A 23,546-nucleotide genomic window follows, 5' to 3' on the forward strand; every position below is an offset into this window, starting at 1 on the left:
CGTGTGTGAATCTCCAATCGTGGAGGACTGATGACGTTTCTCGGCTTGCTTGGAGTGCTTTTGATCATCGTGCTCCTGCTGAGACTCGTGCGTCACTTCGAAGGCGGGGGTACGCCCTCGAGAATCAGTTCGAGAGGTAGTCTCATCTCGGCGGTTCTCACCGCGCTGGGCGCACCGTCGAGAATCGTGATCAATGGACAGACCTACTCAAGTGTCGACGAGATGCCGCCCGAAGTGCGCGCGCAGTACGAACACGCGATGAGCGTTGCGCTCGACGCAACGAACCGTGATGGGATACTCGACTTTTCACGGAGTGCTCGTGCTCGCAACCGAATTGCCGGGGCGAGCGCTCCCTCCGACCCCGCGACGAGAATGAAGCAGCTGGAGGAGATGAGAGAATCGGGTCTGATAACCGCCGAAGAGTACGAGGCGAAGCGAGCTCAGATCCTCGAGGCTCTATGAGGCCTGACGCAGTCCTTGTTGCGGCTCTGATTGCGTGTTCGACGAAGCCACCTGACGACACTCGATTCCGGGAAGAGCTAACCCTGGCACCCGGCTCGATCCCGAACGTCGCTCCGCCGCGGGCGACAGGCGGATACGTGCGCGGACCCGGTGGAAAACGTGTCATCGTTTTTGTAAATGGCCTCTTCGGCGATGCGCTTTCGACATGGACCAACACCAACGGCGCCTATTGGCCGGCCATGATCGCCCACGACCCCGATTTCGACAGCGTAGACGTCTACGTGCACAGTTTCCAGTCGCCGAAACTTGCGCGTGCCCAGCAAATACAGGATCTCGCGTCGAGGCTCAAGGATTTCCTCGTTACCGATCGCGTGCTCGACCACGACGAGATTGTGTTCATCGCCCACAGCATGGGCGGCCTGGTAACGCGCGCATTCCTGCTCAAGCAGCGCAGTCGCCCCCAGAAAACTCCAATGCTCTACTTCTTCGCCACGCCTACGGCCGGAGCGAATGTGACGGAGATCGCGCAGCATCTGAGCGAGAACCCGCAGCTCGAGGACATGCAGCCGCTTTCCGACGGAGGCTACGTCAAGACCCTTCGTGAGGACTGGCTGCAGACCAGCGACGATGCCGCCCTCAACTATCCGAATGCGATTGCCTCCTTCTGTGCCTACGAGCTCCTCGACGTCTGGCGCGTGAGGATTGTAACCGAGCTCAGCGCCACATATCTGTGCAACAGGTCAACGCGAGCCGTGCGGGCTGACCACATTGGAATCGTCAAGCCAGCGGGATTTGGTGACGACCCTTACGTATTCTTCAAGGCGGCGTATGTCAGCACCTTTGGTCCAACCGCCAGGACAATGTCGAGAACCGTCACGAGGGCAATAACGCTCTCACCAGGGTCCATGAGATTCGAAACGCGCGTCGTGCCGCTCGGCTCGGTTGGTCGAGACACCTTCCTTCTGAGGCAGGTCAAGGGAAGAGGTGCGGCCATCGATGTTGCATGCGGCGAAGTAAAGAAGGGTGATGTAGTCATCAGCCTCGACAGCGCGAGGAACGAGGAAATCGTCGAGGTTCGTCCATCTCTCGTGAACGTGACCAACCTCAAATCCTCTTCTGTCGCGCTGATACGCCATGGGCAGGGTTCTGCCCTGGTGCGGTACGTGGCCCGCGGACTCGATCGAGTCGGCTCGCGCTGCGCTGGCCGCGGCCACGCTGAGGTTGTTGCAAACTTCGTCGCAGCCAGGCGAGCGAGGATCGAGGTGCGTCCGCGATGACCAGAACACATTGCCTTATTGGCGGACTTGTATTCGCTGCCGCGGCGACCGCAGTCGCCCCTAGCGGGCGCAGCGCTATGGTGCGGGAACAGCCGCGGCAGGATCCGGAGTGGGGAATTGCCATCCACGGCGGTGCAGGCAGCATCGACACGCTCAGGATGTCAGCGGCCGAGCGGCAACTCCGTCGCGACGCGCTGATGCGGTCGCTTAGAGCGGGACACAAAATCCTCGCAGCGGGCGGAAGCAGCCTCGATGCAGTCCAGGCGGCGATAATGGTTCTCGAGGACGATTCCATGTTCAACGCCGGCAAGGGAGCTGTGCTGAACGCCGAGGGGAAGACCGAGCTCGATGCCGCAATCATGGATGGAAAGACTCTCAATGCAGGTGCCGTGGCCGGCCTTCATCGCATCAGGAATCCAATTGCGCTGGCGCGCCTCGTCATGGAGAAATCGCCGCACGTGATGATGATAGGCGACGGCGCGGAGGCATTCGCGCGAGAGCAGGGCGTAACGATGACGCCTGAAAGCTATTTCATCACTGCAGCGCGCTTGAAGCAATACCTCGACGCAAAAAAGGCAGACGCGGAGAGGACTAGAACCGCTGCGCCGCCCAAGCCGGGATTCGGAACTGTGGGCGCAGTCGCGCTCGACAAATCAGGCAACCTGGCCGCAGGGACATCTACCGGCGGCATTTCGATGAAGCGGTTCGGCAGGGTGGGCGATGCGCCGATCATCGGCGCGGGAACCTACGCCAGCGCGACCTGCGCCGTGTCCGCGACGGGAGCGGGCGAGTATTTCATCCGCCTCACAATTGCGCGGGACATCTGCGCGCGCATGCAGTACCAGAAGCTCACCGTTCGCCAGGCGGCCGATACGGTTATTTACGGGGTGCTTGGTAAAACGAAAGGAACCGGCGGCGTGATCGTGCTGGACAACCGCGGGAACGCCGCAATGCCATTCAACACGACTGGCATGTATCGGGGGATGATGAGCTCTGATGGGACTGCGGTTGTGTTGATGGTCAAATAAGGACGTCATCTCCACGCGCTGCGTTTCTCCCACACGGCTGCGAATTTCGTCAACGAAAGTTGCTCAAGCAGCGCGTCGTATCGGGGATCCGCGCGGACGTGCCCGATGCCGGGCCAGCCGATCAGGAACGCGACAGCCGGGTCGTGCTGCTCAACCGCCACGTCGAGCTGCCTGAAGCCCTGGTCGAGGTCGCCCATGTGCAGGAGCAGCCACGCTTTTGATGCCGGCCGGTCACCGCCCTTGGCTCCTTTCTCGAAGATCTCACGAAGAATCTGTCGGGCTTCATCCTTGCGCCCGCTCCACCACAGCATCTCGCCGACGAGCATGAGAATGTGCGGAATCCGCTGCATGCGCACCGCAGTCTCATCGAGGATTCTGAGACCATCGTCGAAATGACCCTGCCCCGCGCGCGAGAACGCCAGAAGATACTGGGCAGTGTTCTGCGCGGGATCGATCGCCACCGCCTGCTGACACGCAACCTCCGTCAGCTCGAGTCGCCCGAGCAGATAATAGCCCATGCTTGCCGTCGTGCTGATCAAGGGCGACAGGGGCTCCAGCTCCTGCGCGCGCGGCCCCGCGGCAAGCGCGGTCACTTCGTCGCCGATAAGTCCCGACAGGGCGCACAGATAAGAGTGTGCCATAGCGAGCCGCGGGTTGACGTCGATCGCCTGCCGAAAGGCCGCAATCGCATCGTCGAACGCATACTCGAAGAAATACTTCACCAGACCGCGCGAGTAGTGAACCTCCGCAGCCGTATCGTCGCCCGAGAGGGCGCGCTCGACCATTGCCCTGGCTTTCTCGTACGCCACCGCTGTCGGGATCATGCCCACCAGGGCGAGACTGGAATACGTGTCTGCCAGCCCGCAATAGGCCAGCGCGTAGTTCGAGTCCCTGGCAACGGCCTCTTCGAAGCACGTGATCGCGTTCTGAAGATCCCGCCGATACCAGTGGAAGCGTCCTCGCAGATAGAGGTGATATGCATCGAGGTTGGTCGTGCCCGGCTTGGCCGCAGGCGCCTCGTCTGCGGTCATGAGCTTGCCCTTCACTGTAGTTGCAATTGCCGCCGAGATCTCGTCCTGGATCTCGAACACGTCCTTCATGTCGCGGTCGTATCGCTCCGACCACAGGTGAAAGCCGTTCCGCACGTCGATCAGCTGTGTCGTCACGCGCAGGCGATTGCCGGATCGCCGAATCGTTCCCTCGAGCACCGACGAGACGCCGAGCTTCTGGCCGACGCTGCGGACGTCCTCCGTCGAGCGCTTGAACGCGAAGGACGACGTGCGAGCCGGAACCCGCAAGCGCGGTACGTGGGAGAGCGCGTTGATCAACTCTTCGGTCATCCCGTCGGCGAAGTATTCGGCTTCCTGATCCCCCGACATATTGGTGAACGGCAGGACGGCTACAGCATATTCGCCCGCGCTTCGATCACGACCATAAGCGAAAAGGCGCCCATCGGAGATGGTAGCGGCATCGCCCTCAAGGGCGAGCCCGAACTCAGCCGCCGAGGGGAAGCGCTTCTCCGCGTCGCGCTCGAGCGCGCGCTCGACAGCGGCGGCGACGGAAGCGGGGACGCCCTCGCGCAGTGACGAAACGAGCACGGGGCGCTCGACGAATCGCTTGGCGATGATCTCGTTCTTTGTCCGGCCCGTGAACGGCGGGTCGCCAACGAGCATCTCGTAGATCATGCATCCCAGCGAATAGATGTCGGAGCGCGCATCCACACTCGGGTCCCCGGCCGCCTGTTCGGGACTGATGTACGCCGGCGTCCCGACCGCGATACCCAGCATTGTAAGGCGCTCATTCGATGCGACGTCGATTGCGCGCGCTATTCCGAAATCGGTGATCACCGCGTGTCCGCCGGCGAGGAGAATGTTCTCGGGCTTGACGTCGCGATGGATGACACCCTGCTCGTGCGCGAATTCCAATGCGCCGGCAATCTCTCTCCCGATTCTGATCGCGTCCAATATTGGCAGCTGGCGCTGCCGGTCCATCCGGCCACGCAGCGATTCTCCCGCCACGTAGGGCATGACGTAATACGGAACGCCATTCGCGTCCCCGGAGTCGAAGAGCGGGAGAATGTGGGGATGGCTCAGGCGGGCGACGATCTCGATTTCGAGAAGGAAGCGCTCAGTGCCGAGCATCGCGGCGAGCTCCGGCTTGAGAAGCTTGATCGCAACCCGTCGCGAGTGCCGGATATCCTCGGCGAGCCAGACGGTAGCAGTGCCTCCTCGTCCGATCTCGCGCTCGATAGTGTAACGTCCGGCGAGGGCGCCGCCTAAAGTCGGTGTTGCCTCTGTCATGGAGCCTGCAAGATGGACGGCCGCCGAGCGGGAGGGAAGCGGTCCGCAGCATCCAATACGGGCGTCAGAACGTCGCGGTTACACCCCCGATAAGGCGCCGTCCGATAACCGAGCCTCCATAGAGCTGGAAGCGACGCTGATCGAACACATTTGTCCCGGTGACGAACGCCTTGAGCTGCTCTGTCGCTCTGTAGGCAGCGTTTGCATTCACGAATTGAGAGGCGGGTACGTACCCGCTGAATACACCGGCGGCCCAGGGGTACCCGCTTACCAGGCGCACGCTGGCGTTGAGCTCGATCCGGCGCGGCGAATCATAGAAGAGAGCGAGGCTCCCCTTGTGCTCCGGTGTGTTCGGGAGCAACGCATCGTTGCCGAGGCTGGCATCCTCGACGCTGAAATCGAAGAAGGCGTAGCTCGCCTCGCCGCGAAGGACATCGGAGAACTGCATTACCGACCCGAGCTCCACGCCGCGCTCTTTCACCCTGCCGGCGTTGGCGTATGACACGACAAGCGCGCGGTGACCATCGACGGTTGCCAAAAGCGGCTGCGTTCCCGCAACGAGGGCGTTGTAGCCGCTCTTCAGGGCCGCGGCACCGCCGATGATCGCTTGTCGCTGCGCCTCGGGAATCGCTCCCGCCAGAGCGGCCGCTCGGGCCGCAATCGCGTCGAGGTACGCCGGGACATTCGTACCTGCATCCGTGTAGCTGTACTGCGGGTACGCGGGGTTGACGTTCGGCAGCAGGTCAGTGACGAAGTCTTTCTTGTCGTTGAGGAACACGTCGACGGTTACATAACCGCGACGGGTCAAAGGTCCTTTGTAGCCGAGCTCGTACCCGATGATCTTCTCGACGTCGAGTGCCCGATTACCCAGGGCGCGAACTCTGGTCTGTGCGTCGAAATTCCATGGCAGATCGTTCGTCGGAGGCAGGCCTGCTGTGCCGATCGCTCGACCGGTAGCGAGGAAATTCTCAAGCGCAACCTCGAGCGTACGAGGGCTTGCCGTCGGCGCTGCCGCCGCGGCGTCAAGGAAGAACTCGGAGTAATTCGGCGTCTGGAAGGCTTTGTTCACCGAGGCGCGGAAGGAGCTGTTCCGGCTGGGGGAGAACACCACGGCTGCCTTTGGCGAGAACTGCGGATCGAACAGGTCACCGTCGTCCCAGCGTGTCGCGGCCACCAGCTTGAGCCTGGGGGACAGGCGGAACTCGACTTGCCCGTACGATGAATAGAGAACATCGTCGCGGTTGTCGTTTGCCGGCGCAATGAGGGTCTGTGACGTGTTCATGTGGGTCGAGCGCGCGGACGCCCCGACAATCCACGTGCCGAGGTCATTCGGCAGCACGTTGTTGTACTGCGCTTCGCCGTGCACGATGGACGAGTGCTCGAGGAAGAAGACGCCGGATGGAAGCGACCACTGCGGCTCGCGTGTCTGGCGACCCGTGTACCACGTAAGAAGATTGAGTCGCTTTGTGGCCCAGGCGGCTCTGCCCCACGGCCTCTGGACGCCGGCTACCTGCACGCGTCCGAGGCCGGTCACGAAAGTCTCGTTGCGCAAATCCACAAGCCCGCCCTCGACGGTGCCAAGTGCCCCGCTCGGCGCGTAGTAATCGAAGCGCGCCGAAGCGTACCCGGTTGATACGGGCGTCCGGTCGCCGATTGCGTTGAGCGAGCCCGGCTGAACCTGTTGCCCAACCAGCGGACGCGCCTCGCGCGACTTTCGTACCACGGAATCAGTGACCGGATCGTATTCACGGACAATGTCGAGGCTGTCGATGGCCGTCCTCGATCGCGACCACGTATCGCTCGAGCTGTAGCCGAGGCCGAGCTTGTAGCCGAAACGCTCGCCGGCGAAAACTCCCGCGTGGCGAGCATCGATGCGCTTCGTAGCCAGCTCACCCATTGCGAGTGTAAGGCGCGAGCCCGAGGCTTCGCGCGCTGTCTTCGACGTGAGAGCGAGCACACCGGAGAACGCGTTCGCACCGTAGAGCGCCGAGCCGGGCCCTCGCACCATCTCAATCCGCGAGTAATCATCGAGCGACATTCCCATCGCGCTCCACTCCTGTGATCCGAGGAATGCGATCGCTACGTCGCGCCCGTCTTCGAGGACGAGCACGCGCCGCGTCAACGATGAATTGAATCCCCGCGAGTTGACGTTGAAGTCGTTGATGCCATTCTGCACGACGTCCACGCCCGGGACCGTGGCGAGTGCGAGAGGCGCTTGTCCGGTTGGCGCCATTGCTCGTATCAGGTCGGGCGGCACGACGGTAATTGCCGCCGGCGCTTCAGTTATACGCTCGGGGGCCCTCGACGCCGAGGAGACAATCATGTCGCTCAGCCGAATCACGTTTGCTTCGAGCGTCGCGTTGACGGTGAGTGTCTGCCCTCCGGCTACGACGACCGAAGTACGGTACGGCGCAAAGCCGATCGACCGAAATTCGATTGTCTGAGCGCCGGCGGGCACGCGAACGAGGTTGTAGCGGCCGTCCTGACCGGTGGATGTCGTCATCCCGGTGCCTACGACTTCCACGAGTGCGCCCGGGAGCGGGGAAATCGTGTTGCTGCGAACGACCGTGCCGCCTACGACGCCAGTCGCCTGGGCGTATGCGGTGAAGGGCACCACAAAGAGCGTCGCTGCTGTGGCGAGCATCGCGGCGGAGAGGCGTTTCATATCGGCAAATTTACGGTGGAACCGGGCAAGCCGGAATCCCGGAAGCGCTCGCTCTACGCTATTCGATCGGCTTGAGCCCTCTGCCGGCGAGCAGCCTGTTGAACGCGACGAGATCAGTCTGCATCACCCTGTCCAGGGCTGTACGCGTGTCGGCGACCCCCTTTGCGAGCAGCTGCTGAACTTCACGCTGCTGAACGGTGGGGGTGAAGTCCGATGCCGCGACGCCATTCGCAAGATGGCTCAGCCTCGCGCCCAGCATCGCCGGCCAGCGTACCTCGTCCTGCCCGCGACCGGAAAGCCGCAGATCGACGATGTTCTGCTCGACCGCGATGAGCTTCTGCTCCAGCGAATCGGCCGCTGCACGCAGATCAGCCGAGCCGGTGAGATTCTGGACCTGTTGTCGCACGGACTCGATGCTGATGAGCATCCGCGCGGTCGCATCGATATCGCGTTGCAGCTCGAGCAGAAGTGCGTTCGCGGCGCGTATGTCCTGATCGGTCGCATTGGAGTTGGGGTCCTTTCGCACCTCGAGGGGCTGCGAGTACGACTGCCCATCGGCGGTGAGCTTCACAGTGTATGAGCCAGGAGGCATGAGCACTGTCAGTCGGCCGACGCCGGGCGCGCTGCGCGTGCCGTCCCGCTCCATCGCGAATTCGGAGTTATGGAGAGGCCTGGTTCTGAGGCGGGGCGCGACGGTCGTATCGTTGCGGAGATTCCAGTGCACGCGATTGATCCCCCTGCTTCCCGTGCCGCGAAACGTGCGAATCGTTTTCCCCGCCGCGTCGAGAATCGAAATGGAAGGTGCTGTGGCGCCGGTATCAGAGCGCTGTGCCTTCAGCCAGTAGTTGATCGCGGCACCGTACGGCGGATTCGTCCCCTCCGTTGGATCGTTGACCACCGTGTAATTCCCTGCGATCTCGGTGAATCGATAGGCGGGTCGTGGCGTGAAGAGATGGACAGTCGACGAAGTCACTGCCGGCGTCAGCTTCTGCAGCGGACTGAGATCGTCGAGGATCCAGAACCCGCGGCCGTACGTGCCGATGACGAGATCGTTGAAGTGCTCCTGAATAACCATTCCGTACACTGGCGCAGGCGGAAGATTCATCTGCAGGGGTTGCCAGCGATCGCCATCGTCGAACGAGACGTACATCGCGTTTTCGGTTCCGGCGTAGAGCAGTCCCCGCCGGACCGGATCCTCGCGAATGATGTGCACGTAGCTCAGCGGACTTTTTGGAATCCCTGTAACGATGAGCTTCCAGGTCTTCCCGAAGTCTTTTGTTCGGTAGATCCACGGATCGCGGTTGTTCTCCTGGTGTCCGTCGACGATGAAGTACGCCGAGCCTGCGTCGTAGCGCGACGGCTCGATGTGGCGCACCGAGCCCCACTCGAGCAGTCCTGGCACGTTCGCCGTGACGTTCGTCCACGTCTTGCCGCCATCGCGCGTCACGTGAACGAGCCCGTCGTTGCTTCCAGCCCACATGAGTCCTGCCTGAAGCCGCGATTCGGCGAGCGCGTAGATCGTTCCTCCATACTCCACGCCGATATTGTCGGGCGTGAGTCCGCCGGATATCTGTTGCTTCGATTTGTCGTTGCGGGTGAGATCGGGGCTGATGACCTGCCAGCTGCGGCCTCCGTTCGTCGTCGTGTGGACGAACTGGCTCGCGATGTAAACCTTGTTGTGGTCGTGCGGCGAGATGAGAAACGGCGCATCCCAGATGAATCGGTACTTGAGTCCCGCGGCGGGATGCCCACCAGTGCTCAGCGGCCACACCTCGACGTTCTGGCCCTGGCGCGTCCGTTCGTCGAAGCGAACCACGATGCCGCCTCGGCTGCCTGATCCGGAAGCCGTCGACCAGATGATGTTCGGATCCACCGGGTCGGGCGTTGCCCACCCGCTCTCGCCGCCTCCCACTCCGTGCCACTCGCTTCGGGCGATCGTGTTACCGGACCGGCTGTTGCTCGGCCCGCGATACGATGGACCGTCCTGCTTGTTCCCGTAAACGAAGTAGGGGATGCGGTTGTCGGCGGTGACGTGATACATCTGCGCGATGGGCAGCTGGACGCGAAGCCACGTCCGCCCTCGCGTGGTCGAAATCGAGACGCCGGGGTCGTTCGCAACAATCATTCGGTTGGCGTTGCCGGGATCGATCCACATGTCATGGTTGTCTCCCCCCGGAGTGCTGAGGGGAGGCGCTCGCATAGGGGCTGACTCGCCCGGCGGGCGGGCCGCGGCGGGTGCAGCCACGGCGGCGGTCGCGCCACCGAAACTCGCTGCCGTGTTTGTGACGCCGCCATCAAGGGAGCGGCTGAAAGTCGCGCAGAGAAAGTACGCTTCATCCGGATTGTCAGTCGATACAGCAAGGCGCGTATAGTACGGCTGGCGGCACGCGAGATTCCGATCGTAGCTCACGACCCGCCAGGTAGCGCCGCCATCGTCCGATCGCCACAGCTCGCCGTTGTCGGTGGGCTTTCCGTGAATGGGCACACCATCACCTGTCTCGATCAACGCGTAGATGCGGTCCGGCTTCGTTGGAGCGAAGGCCAGGCCGATCTTTCCCAGCGTGTGCGTCGGCAATCCGTTGCCCTTCAATCGCGCCCAGGTGCTGCCTCCATCCTTCGAGACGAAGATCCCGCTGCCGGGCCCGCCGCTCTCGCGTCCCCACGTGCGCATCACGAGCTGCCACGTTGCGGCGAACAAGGTCTGGGAATTCGTCGGATGCATGACGACGTCGATACCGCCGGTGTTTTCGTCGACGAATAGAACCCGATTCCACGTCCGGCCTCCGTCGGTCGTGCGGTAGATCCCTCGCTCCTGCTGCGGGCCGTAGCTGTGGCCCTGCGCAGCGACGAAGACGATGTCGGGATTCTTCGGGTCGATTGCAAACCGCCCGATGCGCCCCGAAGCCTCGAGGCCCATTCGAGTCCACGTGCGTCCCGCATCGGTGGACTTGTAGACCCCGTTGCCGAGCGATATGTGGCTTCGAATGAAGGGCTCGCCCGTGCCGGCCCAGACGATGTTCCGGTCGGACGGAGCGACGGCGAGCGCGCCGATGGACGACACGTCCTTGTCGTCGAAGATCGGCGTCCAGTGAAGGCCCGCGTCCGTGGTTTTCCAGATTCCCCCGGACGCCGCGCCGGCGTAGTAGACATTCGGATCGCCCGGCACTCCGGCTGCGGCGGAGGTTCGATTGCCAACCGGGCCGATGTAGCGCCACCTGAGCCGTGCTGCAGTCGTGGGGTCGAACTGGGGCGCCTGGACTGTCGCCGCGGGCTGAGCAGTTGCTCGCGCGGCGTCGAGCGAGCCCAGACAGATTGCGAGGAAAGAGAAAGCGCGCAGGCGAGCGATCATATTGACCAGCTCCAGCTTGGGTTCACTTCGCGATGAAGGGCCCGTTATCATCCCGCGAGCGCCGTTGGTGCGCAAGGGCGTCCCTCGCGTACGACTTCGGATTTCGCAGTGCCCTTGACGGCCTGGAATGCTAAGATTGATGTGTAACCGAAGAGGAATACGACCAACGAGAAGGAGTGCGGCATGAGGAAAAAGGGACACCCCAACATTCCGGATTTTTCAACGAAGCGTGTCGTACCTCTTACGGCCGATACGAAAGTCCCCAAAGTGCAGCCGCCTCCTCCGATGCCGCAGCAGGGCGCGAAGCCGCACGCTACTTCCAAGAAATCGGGGAGGCGCGGCTCGTAACGTCATAGGAGGATCAAATAAAAAAGCCGGCGATCATCCGCCGGCTCTTCTTTTATGTCGGATCCTCGGCGATCAGCCCGTCGCGGCCCGCTTCGAGAAATCCCCGCGCCAGTACGAGCGGAGCACCGCGCCGAACCCAGCCGTCACGGCGATGAACGACGCTCCGGCCGCTAGCGACCTGATGAGCGCGCCCACCAGCGGCATCCACGAGAAAGCCGCGGCGATGATCCAGAGCCCGAGGTAGGCAATAGCGCCCGTTGCGAATGCGCGCAGCATTGCGCCGCGCGGGGTGTCGTCGCGCGACTTGCCCCCGGTGATGGCTGCTCCCGTGAGAAGCAGGACAGCGATGAACCCGAACATCGCGACGCCGACCAGCATCAGCATGTATACTGCGAGACCAAGCGGAATCAGCAGTATGCCGATGAGAGTGACCGCGAGCAGCAGCGCAACGCCGACCGCCCCGGGTAGAATCGCCAGGAAACCAAGCAGTCCACTCCCGACGGATTTGCCGACGCCGTCGCGTATGGTGTTGACGACGATCTCGACTTTGTCTCCGGCAAGACTGATCACGCCAAATCCTACAATCATCACGAGGAAGAGCCAGGCGATTGTGAGGGACAGCGACCGCAGCGGATTGTAGTGCGCCGAATAGCTGCGCCGGGAAGCGCGGCTTCGCACGTCGCTCACGGCATACTGCTTCACCTGTCCGCCGATGCTTCCGCCGGCGTTACGCACCTTTCCCATCACGGCGACTGCCTTGCCCGTTACGCGACCGCCGCGGTGGATGATAACGTCACCTCGAATCGCGGCGGCATTTCCGTTCACGGTACCATATACATCGAGATTCCCGCCGACTGCCACGATGGATCCCACGCTCGTATTCGCGGGCACCACCTGATGGCCGTGGCCGACATCCGCTCGCCCAGTCACCTGGCCGCCGACAAGCAGCAACGTCAATAGAAAGTGCATCAGGCGGCCCTGCGAGTTGCGGCGGCGCGTAGCACAGCGGTCGCTGCGAGTGCGCCGACGGCGAACGTTCCGATAGTGGCGGCGCCGAGAGCGGAGCCCGAGGCGACGTAGCCCAGCGCAGTTTCGCCGAGCACTGATCCGGCGACCTGGTTGCCAAGCAGCGCGAGGTAGCCGAGTGCCGAATCGCCGAACACGCTGGCGACAAACAGGAACAGGTCGATGCGGAACACAGCGATGAGAACGATCAGCGACATTGTCACTGCAGCGGAGCCGACGAGTGCCATTGCGGCGAGGCGAACGGGAAGAGGCCGGCGCATGTAGTGGACAACTTCTTCACGCTGTGGGACGAGCTCCGGCATCCGGATCCGCTGCTCTCGCGGCAGCGGCACTATTTGACCGGGTGCTGCCACACGCTCAAAACGAGTCACCCGTGCCATGACCCTGTCGGCAAAGCCGGGGGAGGGGTCAAAGTACGGGAGACGCTTCAGCGCCTGCTCGACTCGGGCGAACTCTTCGGGTGACAGATCTTCTCTCAAGGCAACCTCATGAAAGGCTTACGGGCTGCGTACGGGCCCGGTTTCAGGGTTTGATGGGAAATTTTCGGGTCGATCATCGCACCTCCTCGAGCGCTGCCCTGAGCTCGTGCCGGGCTCGATGGATGTACGTCTTTACGGTCCCCAGCGGGAGCTTCACGATCTCGGCGATCTCTTCATATGATCTGTCCTCGACATGCCTGAGCATGATGCACGCCCGATACTCCGGCCTCAGGCGGCCGATCGCATGCTCTATCGCCTGTCCCAGCTCCCGCGATTCCAGCTCCGCGAGCGGTGATTCATCGCCGGAAGCGATCGCAATCGAGGTCGCTTTTGCGCTCTCTGCCGTGACAGCATCGGGGGCTCCCTCGATGCTGATCGTGTCAACGCGCCGCCGGCGCAGGTGATCGATCGTGAGATTGTTCGCGATCTTGAACAGCCAGCTCGAGAACTTGAAGTCGGGGCTGTAGCGGTCGATGTTGTTCAGGACCTTGATGAAGGTCTCCTGCGAGAGGTCCTCGGCTGTTTCGCGGTCGCGTACCATGCGAAAGATCAGCGAAAAAACCGGCCTCTCGTATCGGGCTAGCAGCTCCCGATAGGCCGGCTCCTTTCCTTTCTGGGCGAGCGCGACGACTTCGGCGTCGGAGAGCTTCGCGAGCTGTTCCCGCGCTGAGACGGAAGGGAGAAGCATTGCGGTCTCAAAGTTAGCTTGCCCCTGTGCCGGGCGCCCGTCAACTTTCCTCGAATGGCTATAGCGACTGACGACGCCACCGCCATCAGGGCGGCGGCTGGCGGCGCGGAGAAGCGTGCCTACGTGAGGCAGATCTTCTCCGAGATCGCGCCCCGGTACGATTTCCTCAATCACGTCCTGAGCCTCAACATCGATCGCATCTGGCGTCGCAAGGCGATTGCCGAGCTCGCTCTCGAGCGCGATCGGGAAGGGACGTACCTCGACCTCTGCGCGGGAACGATGGACATCAGCGTGATGATCGGCCGTGCAAAAGACTTCCGCGGAAGCGTGCTGAGCGCGGACTTCGCCGAGCCGATGCTGAGGGAGGGGCGTGCGAAGATTGGACGATCGAAGATTTCTCCGGTCGCCGCGGACGCGCTGGACCTGCCACTCCCCGCTGAGTCGATGTCTGGTGCGATTGTCGCGTTCGGAATAAGAAATGTCGCCGGCCTCGATTCTGCGCTCATCGAAGTTCGTCGCGTGCTTGTCCCGGGAGGGCGCTTCGTTATCCTGGAATTCTCCCGACCCGATTCCGCTGTTCTCAACGCGCTCTACCAGCAGTACTTCAAGCGAGTTCTTCCTGCCGTCGGCTCCTTGATCAGCGGTCACCCTACTGCCTACAGGTATCTGCCCGATTCGGTTTCAAATTTCCCGACGCGTGAAGAGCTCGCCCGCCGCATGAGATCCGCAGGATTCTCGAAAGTTTCCTGGCGGCCACTGACCTTCGGCGTGGCCGCGATTCACATTGGCGAACGACCAGCAACGGCGGGGGCTGCTTGAGCTTCGATACGCTGTCCGAGTTCATCGAAGGCATCGAAGGCGCCGGCGAGCTCGCGCGCGTGAGCTTTCCCGTCGCTGCGAAGCTCGAGCTGTGCGAGATCGCAGACCGCATGATGAAGCGGCCCGGTGGTGGCCGTGCGCTTCTGTTCGAGAACGTGACACTCGATGACGGAACGCGATCCCCTTACCCGGTCGCGATCAACCTCTTCGGCTCGATGCGGCGTATGTGCCTCGCCCTCGGCGTCGACCATCTGGACGACATTGGCGCGCGAATCACCGAGCTGGTGGCGCTCAAAGTCCCCGACGGTCTCATGGGAAAGCTGTCACTCCTGCCGCGCCTGCTTGAAATCGCGCAGTTCCCTCCGCGCGTGAAGGGCGGAAAGCCGGCCTGTCAGCAGATCGTCTGGGAGGGCGAGCAGATCGACCTCCGGAAACTGCCGATCATCACCTGCTGGCCGGAGGATGGCGGTCCGTACATCACGCTGCCGATGGTTATCTCGCGCGATCCAAAGCGCGGAATACGGAATGTCGGGATGTATCGCGTGCAGGTCCTCGGGCCGAATACCTTGGCGATGCACTGGCAGCGTCACAAGGTGGGCGCCGCACATTGGCGCGAGATGGCCGCCGCGGGACAGACTATGGCCGTCTGCATTGCGATCGGAGGTGATCCTGCGTCGATCTACTCCGCGTCGGCGCCGCTGCCGCCAACGATCGACGAGTTCATTTTCGCCGGCTTTCTGCGGAAGGATCACGTGACGCTGGCGAAGGCGCTGACGTGCGATCTGGAGGTGCCGGCGGATGCCGAATTCGTCATCGAGGGATACATCGACCCATCGGAGGAGCTCGTCGTCGAAGGACCATTCGGCGATCACACGGGATTTTACTCGGAGGCCGATCTTTACCCGCTGGTTCACGTGACGGCGATCACCATGCGAAGGTCGCCCGTGTATGCGACGACGATCGTCGGGCGTCCCCCCATGGAGGATTACTATCTGGGGCACGCGACGGAGCGGATTTTTCTTCCGCTTCTCAAGCTGACGATCCCCGAGATCGTGGACTATCACATGCCCGCCGAGGGGATTTTTCACAATCTCGTCTTCATATCGATCGACAAGCAGTTCCCGGGTCAGGCCTACAAGGTGATGAACGCGATGTGGGGACAGGGATTGATGTCGCTCGCGAAGGTTCTCGTGATACTCGACAAGGAAGTGAACGTGCAGGACGAAAAGGAGGCGTGGTGGATTGCGCTCAATAACATCGACCCCGAGCGGGACGTTCGCTTCTCGATGGGGCCGATGGACGTGCTCGATCACTCTGCGCGCGCGTTCACGTACGGTTCGAAGATGGGAATCGACGCGACGCGGAAGTGGCCGGAGGAAGGGTTCACCCGGAACTGGCCGAAGCTCATCGAGATGGACGAGGTCACGAGGAAGCGGGTCGACGCCATCTGGGGCAGGCTGGGGCTCGGACGATGACTGCCGCACCGGTGAAGGACGGGCAGACGTTCCGCGGCGCGTCGTCGCTGGTGCGATACGTCAATCTCGTGAAGCTCCCTCATACGGTATTTGCGCTGCCATTTGCGCTGGTGGGCGTGACGCTGGCCAGTTACGTGTCGCCGGTCACTGTCTCGAAAGTGATCTGGGTGGTGATAGCGTTCACGGCTGCGCGATTTGCGGCGATGGCATTTAATCGGATCGTCGATCGCGACGTTGACGCATTGAATCCGCGAACGAAGTCGAGGGAGATTCCGTCGGGCGCGCTGTCAGTGCTGGCCGCGTCGGTGGCGGTTTCTGTTGCCTGCATCATATTTGTGATCTCCGCGTGGCAGCTGAACCCCTTGTGTCTCGCGCTGTCTCCGCTGGCGCTGGGGTGGGTGCTGTTCTACAGCTTCACCAAGCGATTCACCCGCCTCTGTCATATCGTCCTCGGCGTCGGTCTCTCGATCGCGCCGGTCGGCGGATATCTCGCGGTGACCGGGCAGTGGAGCGATCCCTGGTGGATGCTGGTGCTGCTCGCGGCTGCGGTCGCGACGTGGGTGGGCGGGTTCGACATTCTCTACGCGCTTCAGGACATCGCCTTCGATTGCGCGCAGGGACTTCACTCGTTGCCGGCCTCGCTCGGCGAGCGCAACGCGCTGAACGTCGCGCGATTCCTGCACGTCTGCACAGTGCTCGCGCTGGCGGGAGTTGGCATCGCTGTTGGCGCGCACTGGATATATGCCGCGGGTGTGATCGTCGCGACGACTCTCCTTCTATATGAACACTCGCTCGTGAAACCAGGTGATCTTCGGCGGCTCGACGCCGCGTTCTTCACGATGAATGGGGTAATAAGCATCGTGTTCTTTGCGTTTGTGCTTACGGAGCGACTGCGGGCGTGAGCCCACGGGCGAAGGGTCGGGACACGAAGCGTGCGGCTGCCGAGAGTGTGCCGCCGATCGTCTTCGGCATTACAGGCGCGTCGGGCGCTCCGTATGCCATACGCCTTCTGCAGCAGATCGTCGCCGCATCGCGTCCCGTGTCCCTCATCGTATCGTCGCACGGGTTCCGCCTGATGGAGACGGAGACCGACATCAAGTCGATGGAAGATCTCCGAAGTGCTGTCGGCCCCGACGCATGGGACGACTTTGTCACGCCTTATACAAACGCAGATCGCGGGGCGCCTCCGGCGTCAGGCTCAGCTGTCAGCGCCGGGATGGTGGTCTGTCCCTGCTCGATGGGAACGCTATCGGCCATAAGTACCGGTGCTTCACGGTCGCTGATCGAGCGAGCAGCCGATGTCGCGCTGAAGGAGCGCAGAAAGCTGATCCTGGTTCCGAGGGAAACGCCGCTGAGTGCGATTCATCTTCAGAACATGCTCCGGCTTGCGCGCGCGGGCGCGGTGGTGCTGCCCGCTGCGCCCGGCTTTTATCATCGACCGGAACAGATCAGCGATCTGGTGGATTTCGTAGTCGCCCGAGTGATGGATCAGCTGGGCGTCGCCCACACTCTGGGGAAACGCTGGGATGGAACGAAGGCGAAGTAGAGAAACGCAAATTGCGATTGGGTCGGCGACGCATCGTTGATAAGCGCGCGCCCGCCGAATAGATTCCTTCAACTCAGACCCCGCGGGGCACTTATCCGCTCACTTTTTTCCACGCGACTGGCATGAGCGCCATGTCGTTCGGGGGTCGTATGGATTCTGCGCCCCTGACTGGGTAAGCGATGTCACCCGATTTTCCGGCGGCGCTGCAACTCGCTCGACGTCTGATCGACCGTGACAGCGCGGAAGGAGCGGCGAGCCCGGGCTCGGCGCAGCTCGCTGCCGCTGCATTCGACCGTCTGTATCTGGACCTTGCCATCTGGGTCGGCTTTGACGGGTGTCACGCGCTTTTCGTGCGCGCACTCGCCGAGGCGCGGGGCGAGGACCCGCTCCTGCAAACCATCGCGGTCCGCGCCCGTTCATCTCCATACCTCGGCGGAGTGGCGGAGACCATCGAGCAACACGGCGACCGGGAGACCGCCGAAGCGCTCGAGTCGATGCTCGTGATCCTGATCGACCTGATGGGCCGGCTGATCGGAGACGAAATGGCAAGGAATCTCATCGAGCGCGGCTTTGAAGTGTCTGCGGGCGACGGCGAAAAGGCCGCAACCAGGAGAGGGGAAGCGTGAGCACAAACGAGAGAGCAGTGATTCGGAGCCTTGCCACCGGCGTGCCGGGGCTCGACAAGGTGCTTGGCGGAGGGTTGCCGGAATACTCCTTCAATCTCCTGGTGGGCGGGCCGGGCGCAGGTAAGACAACGCTGGCGCACCAGATCATGTTCGCCAATGCGACAGTCGAGCGACCCGCACTGTACTTCACCGTGCTTGGCGAGCCGACGCTCAAGATGCTGCGATACCAGCGGCAGTTCAACTTCTTCGATCCCGATCTGGCGGGATCCGCGATTCAGTTCATCAATCTCACTGCAGAGGTGCTGGAGCGGGACCTGGACGAAGTCCTGAAGCGCATCGTCGGCGAGGTGGAGCGGGCGAAGCCGGGATTGGTTGCTGTTGATTCGTTCCGCTCTATCGGCGGGCCGGGTAGTGGCTCCGATCGGGAGCCGACGTCGGCTCTCGACCAATTCGTTCAACGTCTGGCACTTCACCTCACCAGCTGGGAAGTGACTTCCTTCCTCCTCGGCGAGTACACTGAGAAGGAGCAGCGGAACCCCGTCTTCACTGTGGCCGACGGTATACTGTGGCTCTCGCAGGCGACGGACCGAAATTCGGTCGTGCGAAAACTTCAAGTCATTAAGACGCGCGGCCGCGCGCCGATGCCCGGGCTCCACACTTTCCGCATTACGGATGCCGGCCTCCAGATATTTCCGCGCATCCCGGAGCAGACACGGGCGCGGCAGACGCAGAAGAAGAAGCGTCTTTCCACGGGAGTGCCGGGCCTGGACGAGATGATTGGCGGCGGTGTCATTGCCGGCGATGCGGTGATGCTGACCGGCCCCGCCGGCAGCGGCAAGTCCACAATCGTGACGCAGTTCATCGCGGAAGGCTTAAAAGGCGGTGAGACCGGGGTCATCGCCGTGTTCGAGGAGTACCCGGAAAATTACCTGGCGCGGGCCGACGTCCGGAGCCCCGAATTCGGGAAGATGATCCGAGCCGGGAAGCTGGAGTTGATCTATCTCCGCCCGCTGGACCTCTCCGTCGACGAGGCCCTGGCGGCGATCCTTGAAGCCGCGCAGCGACTCAAGGCGACGCGGGTCGTCATCGACTCGCTGTCAGGGTTCGAAGTTGCTCTCGCGCCGACCTTCCGAGAAGATTTCCGTGAGTCACTCTACCGCTTGGTCGGGACGCTGACCGCAACGGGTGTCACCGTATTTATGACTGCTGAGGTCGTGGAAGGATTTTCCGACGTTCGATTCACGACGGAGAGAGTTTCCTTCATCACCGACGAGATCATCATCCAGCGCTACGTCGAGATCGAGGGCGAGCTGCGCCGGGTGATGGCGGTGATCAAGATGCGTGGAAGCGATCATAGCCACGAAATCCGTACCTACGACGTCACCGCCAACGGAGTGGTCGTTGGTGGCGCGCTTACGGAGTATGACGGAATCATCACCGGTGTACCGACGCTGCGAGCGAAGCCAGCCGTGGCGCGACGATCTCGATAAGTCGAATGGATTCCGGAACGCGGCCGGTTGTCGGGGACGGGCGCGATGGGGCGCTTTCCGTCCAGGAAGCGTTGCGCGGGTACATGCATGAAGCCCCGATGCCGTTTGCTATTACCCGCGGTGCTGCGCACAAACTCGTCTACGCGAATGCCTCGTTTTGCCGCCTGGCGGGTATCGCCGACGGCGATGCGTTCGGAGATAACATCGCCAACGCATTCACAGGAAGGGAAACAGGCGCCCTGAGCGCGTTGCTCGATCATGCATTTCGCGATAGGGTCGCGCTACGGGATGAGCGTGTCGACATGTCCCGCACGGGTGGGCCAGGCTGGAGATGCACTGTCTGGCCCGTGATCGATGACCAGGGCCGGCCCGAAGCGCTTGGCATCGAGCTGCGCGAGGCAGATCAGCTGGACGCCGCTCTCGACCTTCAGCGACAGGTTGCCGAGCAGATGCTCCTTGGCGCATTGCGCGAGCACGGCCTCGCGGAGGATGCGGAGGGGGCGCGCCGCCGGGCCGCCTTTCTCGCAGAGGCCGGCCGCCTGCTCGTCCAGTCGATGGACCAGGCCAGCACCCTCGCCGCCCTCACGAAGCTGGCGCTTCCGACTCTCGGTGCCTGGTGCATCGTGGACATTGTAGCTGGCGGTGAGGCGGCCCAACGCCTGCTCATCGTCCACCCTGACCCGCAAAAACAGAAGCTCGCAGACCAGCTTTCAGCCCGCTGGACACCCGAGCCGGACGATCCCTTCGGTGTACCTGCCATGCTTCGGGACAGACGGACGCTCGTCATCACCGGGGATATTGATGCGGCGCTGGTCGCCGCGGCCCACGGGGAAGCGAACCTGCGCGTTCTGCGTCAGCTGGGGGTCGAATCATTACTCACTCTACCACTCGTAGCCCGGGGACGATTGCTGGGTGCGGTCACTTTTGTCGGCGCTGAACGCGGTCGCGCGCACAGTCCGGCGGACGTGCAGCTGGCGGAAGACCTCGCGGTCCGGGGCGCATTGGCACTCGACAACGCCCAGGTGCATGACCAGGCGTTGATGCTCAAGCTGAGCGCCGAGACCGCGAACAGCGCGAAGACAGCGTTTCTGGGCGCAATGAGCCACGAGTTACGCACGCCCCTGAATGCAATAGGTGGGTACCTCGAGCTCCTCGACATGGGCTTGCGCGGGCCGGTGACCGAAGAACAGCACGCCGATCTCGCGCGCATGAAAACAAACCAGCAATACCTTCTCGTCCTCATTACCGAGATCCTCAACTTTGTGCAAGTCAGCAGCGGCCGCATGTCTTATGCTGTCAGCGACGTCAACGCGCACGACGCCCTGGCGCGAGCCGTCGACCTGATCGAGCCACTCATCGCGCAGAGAGGGATCAGCTGGGAGGGGATCACAGGCGACGCGAGCATTGTCACCCGTGCCGATCCGGAGAAGGTGACTCAGATTCTGGTGAACCTCTTCTCCAACGCGATCAAGTTCACGCCGGCAGGCGGGCGCATTGCCGCCGACTGTGACGTCAAAGGTGACACGGTGCTCCTGTGCATCAGCGACACAGGCGGCGGCATTCCGGCGGATAAACTCGATGCCATCTTCGAGCCATTCGTCCAGTTGAAGGAAGGACTCGCCGACCGTGGGACCGGCGTCGGACTTGGATTGGCAATAAGCCGCGATCTTGCACGCGCGATGAACGGTGATCTGTCCGCCGAGAGCAGCGAAGGGAGTGGTGCGAGGTTCACGCTCACCCTTCCGCGCGCGAGCGAACCGAACAACGGGTGAGGCGACTAACCCGTGAAAGTGTCACGCCGGCGGGGTCGTCTGCTCGATGAGCGCCTGAAATCGCGGATGATCGCGCACGTTCGCGAGGTCGGCATCACTCAGGAACCAGTCACGATGATGAAATCCGAGCTCCACGGCGCGCTCGAGATGATCGATCGCGAGATCGACCCGCCCGCCGACGGCGTGGAAACAGCCAAGGTTGTACAGCATCACGGGGTGGCTCGGGTCCAGCTGTAACGCGCGCTCCGCCCATTCCTGCGCCTTTTGAGTCTCTCCCAAATGCTCCAGGTTGACTGCGCCTAGGTATAGCGCCCGCGAATCGCCTGGATTCAGCGACAGAGCGTACTCCGCCGCCTCGATCATCCGCCGAGCCGCGCCTTCCGAGTTTTCGCGCTGACCGACGGCGAGATAAGCCGTTGACGCAAAGCCCAGGGCCTGGTAGTCATCAGGTCTGAGGACGACGGCCCGCTCATACATTTCGACCGCCAGCTCCGGCTTGCCCTCTGTCTGAAGACTTCGGCCATAATAGTACGGCGCCTCGTAGAGCGTCGGATCCAGCCGGATTGCTTCCTCGAATTCCACTTTCGCGTCCTCGAAGCGCCGCTGGTGTGAGAGCGTCAGCCCCCGTGATGCATGCGCTTCCGCGGAATGCGGATCAAGCTCCAGGGCACGCCTGCTTGCCGCGTCAGCCTGTGCAAGCGCTTCGTCGCCCCCGCCGTGATATCCAGCGCGGAAGGCCGAGCAGTCGGCAAGTCCGGCATATGCCAGGGCATAGCTCGGATCCAGAGCGATTGCGCGACGGTACATGTCCTCCGCCGCATCCAGAGTTTCGGGCCTCCGCTGGTGAAACAGCTGCCTGCCTCTCAAATAGTATTCGTACGCCCGAACGCTCTGCGTCGGAATCTTCCGGATCGCCGCTTCTTCCTTCTCGGTCAGCACCAGCTTGAGTGCATTCACGATGTTGGTGGCGATCTCATCCTGAATCGCAAATACATCCGCGAGCTCGCGGTCGTACCTCTCCGCCCACAGGTGGTAGCGCGTCGCAACGTCGATCAGCTGCGCGGTAATTCGGAGCCTGTTCCCGGCCTTGCGGACGCTCCCTTCGAGGACGGTGCGCACATTCAACTTTCGGCCGATCTCAGCGGCGTCCTCAGTGCGCTTCTTGAACGCGAACGCGGAGCTGCGCGAAACGACATCGAGCGCCCTGACCTTGGTGAGAGCATTGATAATCTCCTCGGCGATTCCGTCCGCGAAGAATTCATTCTCCGGGTCGGCGCTCATGTTCGCGAACGGCAGAACGGCTATGGACGGCCGGCCGCCTTCGCTGGCTGAATTGACTTCGGCCGCTCCGGCCGCTTCCGTCAATGCTCGCGCGAAATCACCGGCTGAGTTGAATCGTCCCATCGTTTCGAGCGACAACGCCTTCATCAGGGCGGCGGAAATACCGGCAGGAACTTCGGGTGCGCGCGATGAAAGATCAGGCGGTTTCTCCGTGAACCGCTTCGCGATCACACCCTGCGAAGAGGTACCCGTGAAGGGAGGAGTGCCGGCCAGCATCTCGTAGACGGTGCACGCCAGGCTGTATTGATCGCTGTTGCCGTCGAGCTGAGTCTCACCGCTCGCCTGCTCCGGGCTCAGATACGCCGGCGTTCCGACTGCGATTCCGGTTCTGGTCAGCGATTCTCCCCCCGCAACGGTAATCGCCTTGGCGATGCCGAAGTCGAGGATGAGCGGCTCACCGTCGCAAAGGATGATGTTCTCGGGCTTGATGTCGCGATGCACAACGCCGTGGCGATGGGCGAAATCGAGAGCTGCCGCAATACGGCTGGCGATTCTCACCGTTTCCGCAATGGGGACCTTCTTCTCTCGATTCAATCGATCGCGCAGAGTCTCGCCCTCGATGAGCGGCATGACGTAGTAGACGACTCCATTGTGCTCGCCCGAATCGTGAACGGGAACGATGTTAGGATGGCTCAAGCCGGCGGCTGTCGCGATCTCGTGCAGGAATCGCGCGGTGCCAAGCGACGCAGCGACTTCCCGGTCGAGCACTTTGACGGCAACGCGGCGGTTGTGTCGGCGGTCGTAGGCACGATACACAGTCGCCATTCCGCCGCGGCCGACCTCGCCTTCGACGTCGTAGGCAGTTCCTATGTTTGGACTCGAGCTGGTGGTCGCGGCCATTCAGCAGAAAATCAT

Annotated in this window: 18 protein-coding genes; 11 read left to right on the top strand and 7 right to left on the bottom strand. The window is 62.5% G+C overall.

Translation table 11 applies throughout. The annotated features are described in order from the left end of the window. Positions 1-30 precede the first annotated feature (30 nt). Genes VES88_04115 through VES88_04125 form a run of 3 tightly spaced genes read left to right on the top strand, consistent with a single transcriptional unit; the run spans position 31 to position 2,767 of the window. The gene (locus VES88_04115; protein ID HYN80663.1) at positions 31-462 is read left to right on the top strand and encodes an SHOCT domain-containing protein; all 432 of its coding nucleotides are present in this window, start codon (positions 31-33) and stop codon (positions 460-462) included. After that, on the top strand, positions 459-1,739 hold the full coding sequence (locus VES88_04120; GenBank protein ID HYN80664.1) for an alpha/beta hydrolase: 1,281 nt from the start codon (positions 459-461) through the stop codon (positions 1,737-1,739). Before VES88_04115 ends, VES88_04120 begins: the two co-directional genes overlap by 4 nt. Further along, positions 1,736-2,767 carry an isoaspartyl peptidase/L-asparaginase gene (locus VES88_04125; GenBank protein HYN80665.1) on the top strand — a complete coding sequence of 344 codons (1,032 nt, stop codon included), beginning with the start codon at positions 1,736-1,738 and terminating at the stop codon, positions 2,765-2,767. Before VES88_04120 ends, VES88_04125 begins: the two co-directional genes overlap by 4 nt. A 5-nt stretch (positions 2,768-2,772) precedes the next feature. Here VES88_04125 and VES88_04130 read toward each other — a convergent pair whose 3' ends face one another. The 3 genes from VES88_04130 to VES88_04140 form a co-directional block, all read right to left on the bottom strand. Beyond that, positions 2,773-5,067, bottom strand: coding sequence for a protein kinase (locus VES88_04130; protein ID HYN80666.1), 2,295 nt, complete (start codon positions 5,065-5,067; stop codon positions 2,773-2,775). Between the two features lie 64 nt (positions 5,068-5,131). Continuing rightward, entirely contained in the window at positions 5,132-7,732 is a 2,601-nt protein-coding gene (locus VES88_04135; protein ID HYN80667.1) for a TonB-dependent receptor, read from the bottom strand. 58 nt (positions 7,733-7,790) lie between these two features. Next, positions 7,791-11,081 carry a hypothetical protein gene (locus VES88_04140; protein ID HYN80668.1) on the bottom strand — a complete coding sequence of 1,097 codons (3,291 nt, stop codon included), beginning with the start codon at positions 11,079-11,081 and terminating at the stop codon, positions 7,791-7,793. Between the two features lie 183 nt (positions 11,082-11,264). Here VES88_04140 and VES88_04145 point away from each other — a divergent pair, with 183 nt between their 5' ends. After that, on the top strand, positions 11,265-11,429 hold the full coding sequence (locus VES88_04145; GenBank protein HYN80669.1) for a hypothetical protein: 165 nt from the start codon (positions 11,265-11,267) through the stop codon (positions 11,427-11,429). A 72-nt stretch (positions 11,430-11,501) separates the two neighbouring features. Here the strand turns inward: VES88_04145 and VES88_04150 are convergent, their stop codons facing one another. The 3 genes from VES88_04150 to VES88_04160 all read right to left on the bottom strand — a co-directional run bounded on the left by VES88_04150 (position 11,502) and on the right by VES88_04160 (position 13,622). After that, on the bottom strand, positions 11,502-12,398 hold the full coding sequence (locus VES88_04150; protein HYN80670.1) for a hypothetical protein: 897 nt from the start codon (positions 12,396-12,398) through the stop codon (positions 11,502-11,504). Continuing rightward, on the bottom strand, positions 12,398-12,934 hold the full coding sequence (locus VES88_04155; protein HYN80671.1) for a hypothetical protein: 537 nt from the start codon (positions 12,932-12,934) through the stop codon (positions 12,398-12,400). Before VES88_04155 ends, VES88_04150 begins: the two co-directional genes overlap by 1 nt. Positions 12,935-13,007: 73 nt before the next feature. Then, positions 13,008-13,622 carry a sigma-70 family RNA polymerase sigma factor gene (locus VES88_04160; GenBank protein ID HYN80672.1) on the bottom strand — a complete coding sequence of 205 codons (615 nt, stop codon included), beginning with the start codon at positions 13,620-13,622 and terminating at the stop codon, positions 13,008-13,010. A 54-nt stretch (positions 13,623-13,676) separates the two neighbouring features. Here VES88_04160 and VES88_04165 point away from each other — a divergent pair, with 54 nt between their 5' ends. The 7 genes from VES88_04165 to VES88_04195 all read left to right on the top strand — a co-directional run bounded on the left by VES88_04165 (position 13,677) and on the right by VES88_04195 (position 21,350). Then, entirely contained in the window at positions 13,677-14,441 is a 765-nt protein-coding gene (locus tag VES88_04165) for a ubiquinone/menaquinone biosynthesis methyltransferase (protein HYN80673.1), read from the top strand. Then, positions 14,438-15,916, top strand: coding sequence for a menaquinone biosynthesis decarboxylase (locus VES88_04170; GenBank protein HYN80674.1), 1,479 nt, complete (start codon positions 14,438-14,440; stop codon positions 15,914-15,916). Before VES88_04165 ends, VES88_04170 begins: the two co-directional genes overlap by 4 nt. Continuing rightward, positions 15,913-16,818 carry a UbiA-like polyprenyltransferase gene (locus VES88_04175; protein HYN80675.1) on the top strand — a complete coding sequence of 302 codons (906 nt, stop codon included), beginning with the start codon at positions 15,913-15,915 and terminating at the stop codon, positions 16,816-16,818. The genes VES88_04170 and VES88_04175 overlap by 4 nt, the downstream gene beginning before the upstream one ends. Continuing rightward, the gene (locus tag VES88_04180) at positions 16,815-17,462 is read left to right on the top strand and encodes a flavin prenyltransferase UbiX (protein HYN80676.1); all 648 of its coding nucleotides are present in this window, start codon (positions 16,815-16,817) and stop codon (positions 17,460-17,462) included. The genes VES88_04175 and VES88_04180 overlap by 4 nt, the downstream gene beginning before the upstream one ends. A 179-nt stretch (positions 17,463-17,641) precedes the next feature. Next, positions 17,642-18,088 (top strand): hypothetical protein, encoded by a 447-nt coding sequence (locus VES88_04185; protein HYN80677.1) that lies wholly within the window; start codon positions 17,642-17,644, stop codon positions 18,086-18,088. After that, complete coding sequence (locus VES88_04190; protein ID HYN80678.1) at positions 18,085-19,578, top strand: ATPase domain-containing protein; 1,494 nt, start codon at positions 18,085-18,087, stop codon at positions 19,576-19,578. Before VES88_04185 ends, VES88_04190 begins: the two co-directional genes overlap by 4 nt. Before the next feature lie 5 nt (positions 19,579-19,583). Further along, positions 19,584-21,350, top strand: a complete 1,767-nt coding sequence (locus VES88_04195; protein ID HYN80679.1) for a GAF domain-containing sensor histidine kinase — start codon at positions 19,584-19,586, stop codon at positions 21,348-21,350. Positions 21,351-21,371: 21 nt separating this feature from the next. Here the strand turns inward: VES88_04195 and VES88_04200 are convergent, their stop codons facing one another. Then, on the bottom strand, positions 21,372-23,531 hold the full coding sequence (locus tag VES88_04200) for a protein kinase (protein HYN80680.1): 2,160 nt from the start codon (positions 23,529-23,531) through the stop codon (positions 21,372-21,374). Between the last annotated feature and the right edge of the window lie 15 nt (positions 23,532-23,546).

Source organism: Gemmatimonadaceae bacterium, assembly GCA_035633115.1.
Taxonomy (GTDB): Bacteria; Gemmatimonadota; Gemmatimonadetes; order Gemmatimonadales; family Gemmatimonadaceae; genus UBA4720.

Coding starts and splice junctions, on each gene's coding strand:
- VES88_04115 (HYN80663.1), top strand. CDS start 31: ATGACGTTTCTCGGCTTGCTTGGAGTGCTTTTGATCATCGTGCTCCTG.
- VES88_04120 (HYN80664.1), top strand. CDS start 459: ATGAGGCCTGACGCAGTCCTTGTTGCGGCTCTGATTGCGTGTTCGACG.
- VES88_04125 (HYN80665.1), top strand. CDS start 1,736: ATGACCAGAACACATTGCCTTATTGGCGGACTTGTATTCGCTGCCGCG.
- VES88_04130 (HYN80666.1), bottom strand. CDS start 5,067: ATGACAGAGGCAACACCGACTTTAGGCGGCGCCCTCGCCGGACGTTAC.
- VES88_04135 (HYN80667.1), bottom strand. CDS start 7,732: ATGAAACGCCTCTCCGCCGCGATGCTCGCCACAGCAGCGACGCTCTTT.
- VES88_04140 (HYN80668.1), bottom strand. CDS start 11,081: ATGATCGCTCGCCTGCGCGCTTTCTCTTTCCTCGCAATCTGTCTGGGC.
- VES88_04145 (HYN80669.1), top strand. CDS start 11,265: ATGAGGAAAAAGGGACACCCCAACATTCCGGATTTTTCAACGAAGCGT.
- VES88_04150 (HYN80670.1), bottom strand. CDS start 12,398: ATGCACTTTCTATTGACGTTGCTGCTTGTCGGCGGCCAGGTGACTGGG.
- VES88_04160 (HYN80672.1), bottom strand. CDS start 13,622: ATGCTTCTCCCTTCCGTCTCAGCGCGGGAACAGCTCGCGAAGCTCTCC.
- VES88_04165 (HYN80673.1), top strand. CDS start 13,677: ATGGCTATAGCGACTGACGACGCCACCGCCATCAGGGCGGCGGCTGGC.
- VES88_04175 (HYN80675.1), top strand. CDS start 15,913: ATGACTGCCGCACCGGTGAAGGACGGGCAGACGTTCCGCGGCGCGTCG.
- VES88_04185 (HYN80677.1), top strand. CDS start 17,642: ATGTCACCCGATTTTCCGGCGGCGCTGCAACTCGCTCGACGTCTGATC.
- VES88_04195 (HYN80679.1), top strand. CDS start 19,584: ATGGATTCCGGAACGCGGCCGGTTGTCGGGGACGGGCGCGATGGGGCG.
- VES88_04200 (HYN80680.1), bottom strand. CDS start 23,531: ATGGCCGCGACCACCAGCTCGAGTCCAAACATAGGAACTGCCTACGAC.